This window comes from Larkinella humicola (assembly GCF_008727875.1).
Classification (GTDB): Bacteria; Bacteroidota; Bacteroidia; order Cytophagales; family Spirosomataceae; genus Larkinella; species Larkinella humicola.
In genome coordinates this window covers 627,768-639,363 of the sequence record NZ_VTWS01000003.1, presented here as the reverse complement: position 1 = coordinate 639,363, position 11,596 = coordinate 627,768, and the positions used below count along the sequence as shown (strand labels likewise).

General features: G+C 53.5%; 12 protein-coding genes. 7 read left to right on the top strand and 5 right to left on the bottom strand.

From position 1 onward, the window contains the following. The first annotated feature begins 127 nt into the window (after nt 1-127). From F0P93_RS14765 to F0P93_RS14750, 4 genes are all read left to right on the top strand, one after another. Nucleotides 128-472, top strand: a complete 345-nt coding sequence (locus F0P93_RS14765) for a T9SS type A sorting domain-containing protein (RefSeq protein ID WP_138993021.1) — start codon at nt 128-130, stop codon at nt 470-472. Nucleotides 473-552: 80 nt separating this feature from the next. Then, nucleotides 553-4,563, top strand: a complete 4,011-nt coding sequence (locus tag F0P93_RS14760) for a S8 family serine peptidase (protein ID WP_150877133.1) — start codon at nt 553-555, stop codon at nt 4,561-4,563. 309 nt (nt 4,564-4,872) lie between these two features. Beyond that, nucleotides 4,873-5,646 carry an SGNH/GDSL hydrolase family protein gene (locus tag F0P93_RS14755; RefSeq protein WP_150877129.1) on the top strand — a complete coding sequence of 258 codons (774 nt, stop codon included), beginning with the start codon at nt 4,873-4,875 and terminating at the stop codon, nt 5,644-5,646. 109 nt (nt 5,647-5,755) lie between these two features. Then, nucleotides 5,756-6,400: a DinB family protein gene (locus tag F0P93_RS14750; RefSeq protein WP_191908822.1), complete on the top strand. Its 645-nt coding sequence runs from the start codon at nt 5,756-5,758 to the stop codon at nt 6,398-6,400. A 3-nt stretch (nt 6,401-6,403) separates the two neighbouring features. Here the strand turns inward: F0P93_RS14750 and F0P93_RS14745 are convergent, their stop codons facing one another. Continuing rightward, nucleotides 6,404-6,826 (bottom strand): EamA family transporter, encoded by a 423-nt coding sequence (locus tag F0P93_RS14745; RefSeq protein ID WP_150877127.1) that lies wholly within the window; start codon nt 6,824-6,826, stop codon nt 6,404-6,406. Nucleotides 6,827-7,088: 262 nt separating this feature from the next. Here F0P93_RS14745 and F0P93_RS14740 point away from each other — a divergent pair, with 262 nt between their 5' ends. Then, nucleotides 7,089-7,451 carry a hypothetical protein gene (locus tag F0P93_RS14740; protein WP_150877125.1) on the top strand — a complete coding sequence of 121 codons (363 nt, stop codon included), beginning with the start codon at nt 7,089-7,091 and terminating at the stop codon, nt 7,449-7,451. Nucleotides 7,452-7,588: 137 nt separating this feature from the next. Here F0P93_RS14740 and F0P93_RS14735 read toward each other — a convergent pair whose 3' ends face one another. The 3 genes from F0P93_RS14735 to F0P93_RS14725 are packed head-to-tail and all read right to left on the bottom strand — an operon-like array spanning nt 7,589 to nt 9,155. Further along, nucleotides 7,589-7,945: a helix-turn-helix domain-containing protein gene (locus F0P93_RS14735; protein WP_150877123.1), complete on the bottom strand. Its 357-nt coding sequence runs from the start codon at nt 7,943-7,945 to the stop codon at nt 7,589-7,591. Beyond that, nucleotides 7,942-8,253, bottom strand: coding sequence for a type II toxin-antitoxin system HigB family toxin (locus F0P93_RS14730; RefSeq protein WP_150877121.1), 312 nt, complete (start codon nt 8,251-8,253; stop codon nt 7,942-7,944). Before F0P93_RS14730 ends, F0P93_RS14735 begins: the two co-directional genes overlap by 4 nt. A 53-nt stretch (nt 8,254-8,306) precedes the next feature. Continuing rightward, the gene (locus F0P93_RS14725; protein WP_191908821.1) at nt 8,307-9,155 is read right to left on the bottom strand and encodes a carboxypeptidase-like regulatory domain-containing protein; all 849 of its coding nucleotides are present in this window, start codon (nt 9,153-9,155) and stop codon (nt 8,307-8,309) included. A gap of 170 nt (nt 9,156-9,325) precedes the next feature. Between F0P93_RS14725 and gcvT the strand changes: the two genes are divergently transcribed. Next, the gene (gene gcvT / locus F0P93_RS14720; RefSeq protein ID WP_150877117.1) at nt 9,326-10,420 is read left to right on the top strand and encodes a glycine cleavage system aminomethyltransferase GcvT; all 1,095 of its coding nucleotides are present in this window, start codon (nt 9,326-9,328) and stop codon (nt 10,418-10,420) included. Nucleotides 10,421-10,505: 85 nt separating this feature from the next. Further along, nucleotides 10,506-11,222 (top strand): 2-phosphosulfolactate phosphatase, encoded by a 717-nt coding sequence (locus F0P93_RS14715; protein ID WP_150877115.1) that lies wholly within the window; start codon nt 10,506-10,508, stop codon nt 11,220-11,222. Between the two features lie 76 nt (nt 11,223-11,298). Here F0P93_RS14715 and acpP read toward each other — a convergent pair whose 3' ends face one another. Next, nucleotides 11,299-11,538, bottom strand: coding sequence for an acyl carrier protein (gene acpP, locus F0P93_RS14710; protein ID WP_114406463.1), 240 nt, complete (start codon nt 11,536-11,538; stop codon nt 11,299-11,301). Between the last annotated feature and the right edge of the window lie 58 nt (nt 11,539-11,596).

The following is an 11,596-nucleotide window of genomic DNA, read 5'->3' as shown; positions in this document are numbered from 1 at the left end:
TAAGCTGTTGAAATTGAAATTGCACTGAAAACCAGTGCCTTAAATGGGTAGAACTTTATATCATCTTTTAATAGTTACTTTGTTGAATAGTTCGAAAAAAGGTTTTCCACTGTAAACAAATAGAAAGATGAACACCACACTGAAAGCTTCGTTGATGGCCCTTGGGATGGGCTTTATTATGATTTGCGTAGTCGACGCCGTTACTCCTAAATCACTGCTTGGTTCGTTAATGGGCCAATCTGGTCCACAGGCGAATGTAACCGTCGTTGTCAATAGAGTTGATGATCAGCCGATTACGGTTCGGTTGTCAAAATTGAACGGCGAAGTGATTGCCAGCAAAGAATTGGGAGAAGGAAACACGGTTCATTTCGGTTTGAAAGATGCCGTAAACGGTACCTACCGGGTTGAAGTTTCCAACGCGACCACTAAAAAGGTAAAAGACGTAGTTCTGTCTGCCCAGAAGGCGGTTTAATACGAAACGGATTAAAAATCCGTTCTGATTACATGCTAAGCCCAACAGTTTTAATAACTTGTTGGGCTTAGCATTTTTTTATGGCTTCACGTTTCCGATTTCTGTGGATTGGCTTGCTGGTGGGGATGGCGCTCGGAGCCAATGCTCAAAAACCGCTTTATAACCGGCAACAGCGGTCGTTTCTCAACCAGCTCAGTCAGGGTTTGCAGCAAAACCGTCGTCCGGCGTACCTCCGGGCCGTAGAAATCGCTCAGAAACAGAAGATTCCGCTGCGTCAGGAACGCTCAGACGGAACGATTCTTCTCCTCCACGGCGTCGATGAACACCATAATCTGCTCTTCAAGGCGACCACCAGTGCCACCCGGGCGGGCAATACGACCCGTACCTCATCGCTGTATACCGGCGGTTCGCTCGGCCTGAACCTGTCGGGCAATAGCGCGGCTGTGCGCGACAAACTGGGCATCTGGGATGGCGGCAAAGTGCGCTCGACCCACGCGGAACTGACCGGACGGATAACGCAGGTGGACAGCAGCGGGGTCATCAGCAATCACCCGACCCACGTGGCCGGCATCATGATCGGTGCCGGGGTAAACGAACGGGCGCGGGGAATGGCTTTCGGGGCCAATCTGAAAGCGTATGACTTCAGCAATGATGACGCCGAAATCGCTGCGGCTGCAGCTGATTTGCTGCTTTCCAACCATTCGTACAACATTCAGGCCGGTTGGGTTTTTAATGCCGACCGCGCGGGTGACGTCAAATGGGAATGGTGGGGCGATACGACGGTCAATGCGTTGGACGATTACAAATTCGGGATTTACAACAGCGGTGCCCGCGATCTGGACCGCATCGCCGTGGCGGCTCCGTATTATCTGCTGGTGAAATCGGCGGGAAATACGCACGGGCAGAATGGCCCGGGAGCCAACGAACCCTACTGGCTCGTCAACCGGAATGCCGCCAGCCGCACTCCCCGCAACAACCAGACCGGCTACGATCAGATTTCGACGGATTGCAACGCCAAAAATATTCTGTCGGTGGGCGCCGTCAGCAGCATTGCCACTGAATATGCCCAACCCTCGGACGTCCGGCTGGCGGGTTTCAGCTCCTGGGGTCCAACCGACGACGGGCGCATTAAACCGGATCTGGTGGGCGTGGGCGTCAGCGTGCTGGCTGCCGGGTCGGCCAATGACAATGCCTACGCCACACTTTCCGGTACGTCGATGGCGGCACCCAATGTGTCGGGGTCGCTGCTGTTGTTGCAGGAGCAATACGCTCAATCGCACAGTGGACAGCTCATGCGAGCGTCGACGCTGAAAGGGCTGGCGTTGCACACCGCCAACGAAGCCGGTGACGCGCCCGGCCCCGACTACCGGTTTGGCTGGGGGCTGCTCAACGTGGAAAAAGCCGCGCGCGTTATTGCCAATACCGACAAAAGTCATTTGCTGGAAGAGCGAACGCTGAATCAGGGCGAACGCCAAACCGTGCAGATCGTAGCCTCGGGGCGAGGGCCGCTGGTGGTCACGATTTGCTGGACCGATCCGGCCGGAACGAGTCTGGGCGCTTCAGTCGCGAATTTCAATAACCGCAGTCCGCGACTGGTCAACGACCTGGACATTCGGGTGGCGGATGGTTCGCAGACACTGTTACCCTGGGTGCTCGATCCGGCCAACCCGGCGAATCCGGCGACGCGCGGTGATAACCTTCGGGACAATGTCGAGCAGATTCTGATTGCTGACGCCATTCCCGGAAAGACCTACACGCTGACTATTTCGCACAAAAACAGCCTGTTGAACGGCCGGCAAGATTTCGGTCTGATCGTCAGTGCAACCGGCGGGAAAGCGTATTGTGCTTCGGCGGCTGCTTCGGCGGGTGCGGCCAACATCGACCGCGTTCGCTTCGGCACCATCGACCAGGCCGGGCGCGACGGCTGCCAGTCGTATTCTGATTTCACGAGTGTAATCACCAACGTTTCTATCGGTCAGCAACTGCCGCTGAACGTGACCCTCGGCAGTTGTGGCGAAAACCGGCAGACCGTTACCAGAGCGTTCATTGACTGGAATCTAGACGGTGATTTTGATGACGCGGACGAACTGGTCGCCACCTCGGGTGTGCTGACGACTCCGGCAACCTTTTCGACAACCGTAACGGTGCCGGGCGGTTTGGTCGAAGGGCAATCTACGCGCCTGCGGATTGTGACGGTCGAAACGAGTGATGCCAGCGCCGTGCAGGCCTGTGGAAATTATCCCAACGGCGAAACCCAGGATTATCTGGTGCGCTTCGTTCGTCCGCAAAGCGATGTCGGAATCAGTGCGCTGGTGTCGCCCCAGAACGGTTTTTGCAGCCAGTCCGAGATTCAGGTAGCCGTAACGGTTCGGAATTATGGCTCCACCGAGCAGCGGAACATTCCGGTGACGGTTCAGATTCTGGCCCCGTTTGGTGGTGCTGTTGCCAGCCTGAGCGACACGCTGAAAGTGACATTGGGGCCATCGCAGGAAGCCCGGTTGGTTCTGCGCGGCCCGGCGGAATTCAGAACCACAACCGCCTATCGCTTCACGGTTCAGACGCGTTTGCCAGCGGATCAAAATGCGGCAAACGACCAACTGGTAAGCATTCTGACGACTACGGCAGCCCTCACCGATCAGGGCAGTTTTTCGGTTTCGGCTTGTGACAACAGTGCAGTTTCACTCCGAAATACCGGCAGTGGCACGGCTTTCTGGTACGATGCTCCGACAGGCGGAAACCTGATCGGCGCGGGTAATCAGGCAACGGCACTCAGCCAACCAGCCAGCGGTATTTACTATGCGGCACTCAACCAATTTACCGGTACGTTCGGCCCGGCGACCAAACAGGCGTTTGGCGGAGGAACGTATTCGGGGAATTTTGGTCCACAACCGGTAATTTCGACGCAGGTTCCGATCATTCTGGAAAGTGCCCGGCTGTATATCGGCAGCGCAGGACGGATTACGTTTACGGTTCAGAAACCGGATGGCGCCTTCGTTTCCAGCGTAACGCTCGACGTAACGCCTACGCGAAGCCCCAACACGCCCGTCGGAACGCCCCCATCGGGACAGCAATCGGACGACCCCACCGATCCGGGTGCCGACTATTTGCTCAATCTGTCGATTCCGGAAGCGGGCAATTATACAATTGGTATTGCTTATGAAGATGGTGCTACTATTTTTCGAAGCAATGTCGGCGTCACGGGTTTTCCGTTCCAGATTCCCGGTGTCATCAGTCTGAAAGGATCGCTGTTTAATGGGGATACGCTGACGAATGCCTATTATTACCTCTACAACCTGCGGGTGAAAGCAACGGGTTGTCCGGCATCGGAGCGCGTGGCCGTGACGCCGAAACCGGGTTCTGCGGTGGTGGCGGTGGTAACGCCCGATGGCGCAACGGACATTTGCCGGGGCAGTTCGGTGGTGCTGCGGGCGCAGAATGTGGCCGGATATGCCTATCAGTGGTTGTTGAACGGACAGGCGATTTCAGCGGCTACCTCCGCTACGCTGGCGGTGGCATCTGCCGGTTCCTACAGCGTCCGGGTGTCGGGCGAGTGCCCCACGGCGACCTCGGCGGCTGTGGTCGTTACGGTCAAAGATCCACAGGTACCGGTGATTACCCGCGATGGCTACACCCTGCGATCCAACGCAACGACGGGCAACCAGTGGTTGTTGAACGGCGTTCCGATTGCGGGGGCCACGCAGCAATCCTATACGGCCACCCAATCGGGGCGGTATTCGGTGCGCGCCAACGCCAACGGCTGTGCGGAACTGGTTTCGGCAGAAATCACGCTGGATGTCATTACGTCAGTAAATCCGCCCGTCAGTTCTGGAGTCAGCCTGCGGATTTCGCCGAATCCGGCTTCCCGGCAGGTGACGATTGCGTTTATACCGGAATCGGTCAAGAGCCGAACCTACCGGTTTACGCTGGTGGATGTCCGGGGCATCGTCCTTCGCTCGGCGCTCCTGACCCGAACCGCTACCGATTACTCCGCAAACATCGACGTGTCTACCTTGTCGCCGGGCCTGTTTTTTGTATTGATTCAGGATGAAGACGGGCAAACCGTTCGGCGCAGTAAATTGCTAAAAGAGTGATTGAGTAGGTTACTGATTATGAGGTTTACTGCTTGATTGTGAGTTAATTACGTGCCATAGGTACGATATGTTTCCGGGTCGCCGGTGCGATAGCAAAAGGAATCACCCGGAAACATCAGTCCGCTACGCGTCCAATAATCTCATAGTTCGCGTTAATTTTAGTATCCGGTCGATAGTAAGTGTATTAAGAGAGCGGTTTTCCCCCGGATTACTTCATTTTTCATTCTTTCGGCGACCATCTGCAACGCTCATCCGTGCGCTGGCGTAAGGACAGGAAAGAGAATACAACCTGACTACCGTACTAAACGAATGAGGATGCTGGTAATTGGCGGATGCCACACCTATGGCTATGGTGTGCGCCCCGGACAGAGTTTTGTGGAGCAATTTGGCCGGCGTCTGGAGCAGATCGGTGCGTATGTGGAAATTGATTATTACACCCCTTTCGACTTACCTGTTGCCGCTTCGCTGGTGCGTAACCTGAATCTGGATCAGTACGACCTCATTTTGCTCCAACTGGGCAACTACCGGCTCCAGCATCCGTCGGCGTTTAAAACCCTCCTCAAAAACCGGATGCAGACGGCTGGCCCGAAACCGGACCCCATCAAGTGGACAACGCCTGTCCGGATTGTCACCTTGCGGAGCCAATCGCAGGCTCCCTTTCCAACCGGCCCGAATACCCTCGGCAAACGGCTAAAAACCGGCATTAAAATCATGGCGCTGAAAGCACTGGACATGACCCGGAACGTGGAGCGGCTGAACGAAGTAGGACAGCAATTGAGCAATGTCATGCATGCCTTGCACGCCCATCGCCGGAAAGTGGTTTTGCTGACTCCGTTTCCGCACCTCGACCCCGTCACGTACTGGCTCCGGCAACGGGGTCGGCAACTATTTTGTCAGATTGGTCGGCAGAAGGGCGTTTCGGTGCTGGATACACACCTCTACATTCGCGCTCAGAAACAGTATTTCATCACCGGCGATTCGGGTCATCTGAACGCGATTGGTCACGAGTTGATCGGATTGTATCTGTACGACTTCTATCAGACCAGATTGCAGCAGTGTGCTGTTGAAGAGACACTTACGTGATCATTGCCTGCGGGTTTGTGTAGAAAATAGAGAAAGATTGCGTAATTTAGGGTAGCCAGGCAACTGCTACTGCAACCGGCTCACCATCTCACATGTAAACGCTACGGATATGAATTCTCTCATTTCGCGTCGAACCTTTCTGAATGGTAGTTTAACGGCAGGGCTCAGCCTGCCGGGGCTGCTTTCTCCCACCGCCCACGGTTTTGCTCCGGAAGACAACCTGCTCGTGATCGGGCCGTTGAAGGGCTACAGTCCCCAAATTGGCACGCTCGTTTCGATGCTGAACTACAACCGGGACACCATCATCCGTTCGGTGAAAGGGATGACGAAGGCCCAACTCGATTTTCTGTTCGATGCCCACGCCAACACCATCGGCAGTTTGTTGCTGCATCTGGGGGCAACGGATAAGTTCTACCAGATCAATACATTCGAAGGACGGCAGGAATTCAACGAGGAGGAAAAAAAGGAATGGGGGGCCGCGATGGCGCTGGGCGATGCCGGGCGGAAAGAGATCAAAGGCCACGAGGTGAATTATTACCTGGACAAACTGGCTGCCGTGCGTGATAAAACGCTGAACCTGCTAAAAACCAAAGATGATGAGTGGCTGCTGGCGCTCGACCCGGTCTGGTCGAAACAGCAACCTGTCAATACCTACTGGAAATGGTTCCACGTCTGCGAGCACGAATCGAACCACCGGGGCCAGATTGCTTTTCTGAAAAGTCGCCTGCCCGGCGCGAAACCGGCGAAGGATTGAATGCTACTCCTTCGACAGGGCGATCAGTACGGCCCCACCGGCCATCAGGACGGCGCCCGCAATGACTTGCCAGTTGATTTTTTCTTTCAGGAAGATAACCGCCAGGATAATCGTAAACACCAGCGAGATTTTGTCCAGTGGAGACGTGCGGGAGGCATCGCCTAACTTCAACGCCCGAAATGTGAGCAGTGACGAGACGCAGGTGATGATGCCCGCAGCGATCAGGTAAATCCAGACCCGCCGTTCAATGCGACTGACGTCCGGCAGATTGCCTTGCCCGATCACAACGCCCCACGACACCAGGAGGATGCAAACCGATTGGATCGCAAACGCCAGGCTGGAATCGACCTGCTTGATGCCCGCTTTAGACAATGTCACCACGACAGCGGAAGCTAAAGCGGCCAGTAATGAAAAAACGATCCACATGAATTGATAGAAGATAAGTATACCATCAGAAAGCGTTCGTTGAAGGAAAAGGATATAAAAACTGATTGAAAGGATTTCCGGTTGGGCGAATCGTAAAAACTTGTTGTTCCAAAATTTATAATATATCTAAAATATAAAAAATGATCCAAATTAGGGCTATTTCCATCGAAAAAGCATTTTTTGTCACCTTAAAGCCTGAAGATTTAAACAACTCTTGCTTTTAGTCGGTTGTATGATATAAATATACGATACAATCAACGCTATGAAAATCGCAGTAGAAGAAGGGCAGGACAAAGCGGTACTGGCCAATGGCCGGCAAACCGTTACGATCACGCACATTGAGGAGGGCGTTAGCGAACGCAAAGGCATTCCGTTCTTTGCCGTCCGGTTTGAAAACGAATCGGGTTACGTTTCCCACCGGTTTTATCAATCCCCGGCGGGTATGCCCGCGATCATCAGCCTGTTCGATCAGGTTGGGATCAAAGCCCAGGAAGGCAAAGAACTCGATACCAAACAGTTGATGGGGAAAGAATTAACGATCGAGGTGGGTGAGCGGTCGTATAGCGACCCCGAAACCGGGAACGAGCGCACCCTGAAACAGGCTGTTAACTTTCTGGCGAGTTGACGCTACGCCGGTTCTCTGATTGCAAACGCCTTGACCAATCGAGTCAGGGCGTTTGCTTGAATAAGGTAAAAGGAAATTGCCAGGGGTCTTCCGGTCGCATAACGATTAACTCCGCCTAATCAATAAGTGCTGTTTTCTTAAGCCAGCAATACACTGGCCGGTATTCCTAACTCTTTGTGGAAGAATTTTGCCATGGCCAGCGTTAGCGGTTTACGCCTATTTAATACGGCTGAGATGTAACTTTTGCTGCCCAGCTTTCCAACAAAATCCTTATTTCTAACCCCTTTTTCTTCCATTTTGAGTCGAATAGCTTCAATGGGATCGGGAGCTGGAATGGGATAATGCTCATCTTCGTAAGCTTTTATCAGCAATAAGGCAACTTGCAAAATTTCTCCTTCGGCGCTATCTGGTTGCAGCTTTCTATCAAATTGTTCGTCTACCCATGTCATCATTTTGTCGTATTCCTGTTCAGTTTTAATAGGCTTTAGTTTCATAGTTTCTGGTATTGTACTGTTGTCACATCAATTTTATCGTATTCTGCATGCGTACCAAACCACTTGATTTGGATGGTTTTATAATCGAATACCATTCGAACCACCAGCCGGTATTTATTGCCCATGATGTTAAAAACTACTCGGTCATCAGCAACAACACTAACATTACCGTAGACGGATTTCAATTCATTGAAGTTAGCAAATTCCCGCCCTTGTAGTTCCGCGTACCATTGTTTCAACGCGTTAGCGGCCTGTGGATACAACCTGCAATAATCCAGTAACGTACGACGCGCTATTATGTTGAACATCGCTGTATCGAAAGAAGTTTACTTATAGTGAACAACTGTGATTTAAAATTATATCACTCCAGCGCAATCTTCGCCTGAATCACCGGATGCTCGCCTATTCCCACCCGCGAGAGGGGCGCGTTGCGTCGCCAGGTGCCGCCGTTGATGCGCTCCCAGTAGGTTGCCGTTCGTAGCTCCCGGTTAAAGGCCAGGTATTGCCCGAAACACTCCCGCACATTCTTCTGACCGTCCGGCATTTTGAACGAGGTCGCAAATTTATACCGGTCTTCGTTGGTCGGGAGCCATTCCATCGCGATGAAGAGACCTTCTTTCGGAAATTCAATCTGGTAGCGCGACAGATCGACCTCGCACCAAGCGTTGCCCCGCCGGGCCGCCGTCACTACGCTCTGAGGCAGCCGGTCCTCGCCCGGTTCGCCGTCCGCGTTGGCGTAGACGCGCACCCGAAACGGTGCCGTCGCCACGCCCCCGCGTGCAATCAGATACGAAACCCGGTGCAAATAGCCCCGAATGCCTTTGACATTGCGAACGTGCAGCGCAAACTCGATGTTCCGGCCCGAGCAGTTGCCCCAGACAATCGGCGCGCGCTTCCGAATGGCCCCAACGGCCACCACCTTCGGTTTTCGGCCCCGAACCACAATTTCGGTCAGCACGTTCGGTTTGGCCCGTAGCCGGTAAACCGCCGTGCTGTCCGACAAACCGGCCAGCGGCAGCATCAGGTTCTCAAAACCGACGCAGCTAATCAGAAGGGTGTCGATGCCCTCCGGAATCCGGGCCGAAAACCGTCCCTGCGCGTCGGCGTAGGTGCCAAACCGGTGCTGTGGCTCGCTGATCAGCGCGTAGGAAACCGGCTGGTTCGTGCTGTCAATCTGAACTTGTCCCTTGATAGTCGTTTGAGCAAGCATCCATACAGGGCTGAATAAAAAAACAAAGGCAAACAGAAACCGGCAGCAGGTGGTCGTATACATGGAAAACCGTCAACAATTCGGTAGTTTTGTAATTCGGGTGAATGGATAAAGAGCGCGATCAATGCGTTGAACCGGAATCCGAATCGCATTCACAATTCTTCCGTTTTATGGATTTAAAGCACGTACCGCTCGAAACGATTCACGAACAACTTGGGGCAAAAATGGTGCCGTTTGCCGGATTTTTGATGCCGGTGCGGTATTCGTCCGATCTTCTGGAGCACCAGACCGTCCGCAATGCCGTCGGAATTTTCGATGTGTCCCACATGGGTGAGTTCATTTTGAAAGGTGAAAAAGCCCTTGATCTGATTCAGAAAGTGTCGGCCAATGATGCCTCGCTGCTCTACGACGGCAAAGTGCAATACAGCTACCTGCCCAACGATCAGGGGGGTGTGGTCGACGATCTGCTCATTTATCAGATCAGCAAGTTAGAATATATGCTGGTGGTAAATGCGTCGAACATCGAAAAAGATTGGAACTGGATCCAGAGCCAGAACGATTTCGAAAGCGGCCTGGAGATGATCAACATCTCGGACGGCACCTGTCTGTTCGCCGTTCAGGGGCCCCTGGCGGCTCAGGCACTGCAACCGCTGACCAACGTCCTGCTGGAGTCGATGTCGTATTATACCTTCGAAAAAACGGATTTTGCCGGTTTTCCCAACGTCATTGTCTCGGCAACGGGCTACACCGGTGCGGGCGGTTTTGAAATTTACGTGGCCAACGAACAGGCCGAAGCTGTTTGGAATGCGATCATGAAAGCCGGCGAATCTTACGGCATCCAGCCCATCGGATTGGGCGCGCGGGATACGTTGCGACTCGAAATGGGCTATTGTCTCTACGGAAACGACGTAGACGACACGATTTCTCCGCTGGAAGCCGGTTTGGGCTGGGTGACGAAATTTACCAAGCCGTTTGTCAATTCCGAAAACCTGCAAAATCAGAAGAAGGACGGTTTGAAACGGAAACTGGTCGGATTTGAACTCATCGACCGGGGCATTCCGCGGAGCCATTACGAGCTTTGCGACGCTGATGGAAACCGCATCGGTGAAGTCACGTCCGGCACCCAGTCGCCCACGCTCAGCAAGGGCATCGGCATGGGCTACGTTCCGACGGAATACAGCAAACCGGGTTCCGAACTATTTGTCAAAGTCCGCGACCGGCTGTTGAAGGCGCAAGTCGTGAAATTACCTTTTGTAAAAAATTAACGTAGATGGGAACACGGATTGTGCGGATTTGCACAGATAAAAATCAGTTTTGATCCGCACAATCTGTGTTCCCATCCCTCCCCGTATGAAAACCATTGACGTCTGCCTGACTCCCGATTTACTCCACCTGCATACCGATTCCCTCGAAAATTCCATTGTTGTCGTAGCGGACGTGTTCCGGGCTACCTCCTGTATGGTGACGGCCTTTGCCCACGGGGTCAACAGCATCACACCGGTGGCAACGGTCGAGGAGTGCAGCCAATTGCAGGGCCGGGGCTATCTGGCCGCAGCCGAACGAAACGCCAAAAAAGTGGACGGTTTCGATCTGGACAATTCGCCGTTCAGCTACATGGACGAGCGGCTGATCGGCGCCAACATCGCCATGACCACCACCAACGGCACCTATGCTATCACGCGTTCACGAAATGCCGTGAAGGTGCTCGTCGGGTCATTCCTGAATCTGGAAGCCGTGGTGCGGTTTCTTCAGGGCGAACGCTACGATGTTCTGATCTTGTGTGCGGGCTGGAAAGGGCGCGTCAATCTGGAAGATACCCTGTTTGCCGGGGCGCTGATCGAGCGGCTGAAGGACGAATACATGGTTCCGGAAGACAGCGGGCTGATGGCCTTGCGGCTGTATGCCCAAGCGAAAAACGATTTACCCGCGTATCTGGCACCTTCTTCCCACGTCCGGCGGCTCCACCGGCTTAGCATTCACAAAGACATTATTTACTGTTTGCAGCACGATCTGTACGACGTCATCCCGGTTTTGCGGGGTAGTGCGCTGGTCAGTATGGAAGTGTAGCCAAAAAACGAGCCGACGCGCATCTCCTTCCGGAATCGCACGTCGGCTCGTTTCATATGCTATTTTTTAGGCTGGCTTAGTCCTGCATGGCAACGTGCTGCTCCGTCTGCAAATAGTCAACAACGCCCTGAAAAGTGGTCAGTTTCGAGTAATCTTCGTCGGGAATCCGAACGCCGAATTCCTGTTCCAACTGCATAATCAAATCAACTGTGTCCAGGCTGTCGAGGCCCAGGTCGCGCGTAAAGTGAACGGTAGGATGAATGGCCGATTCCTTGATGCCGAAGTTCTTGAGGATGTTGGTTACGCGATCTTTCATAGTCGTAAACTGTTTTCAGGTTGTCTAGTCGTGCAGACGAGCATCTGCTGGTGTGTGA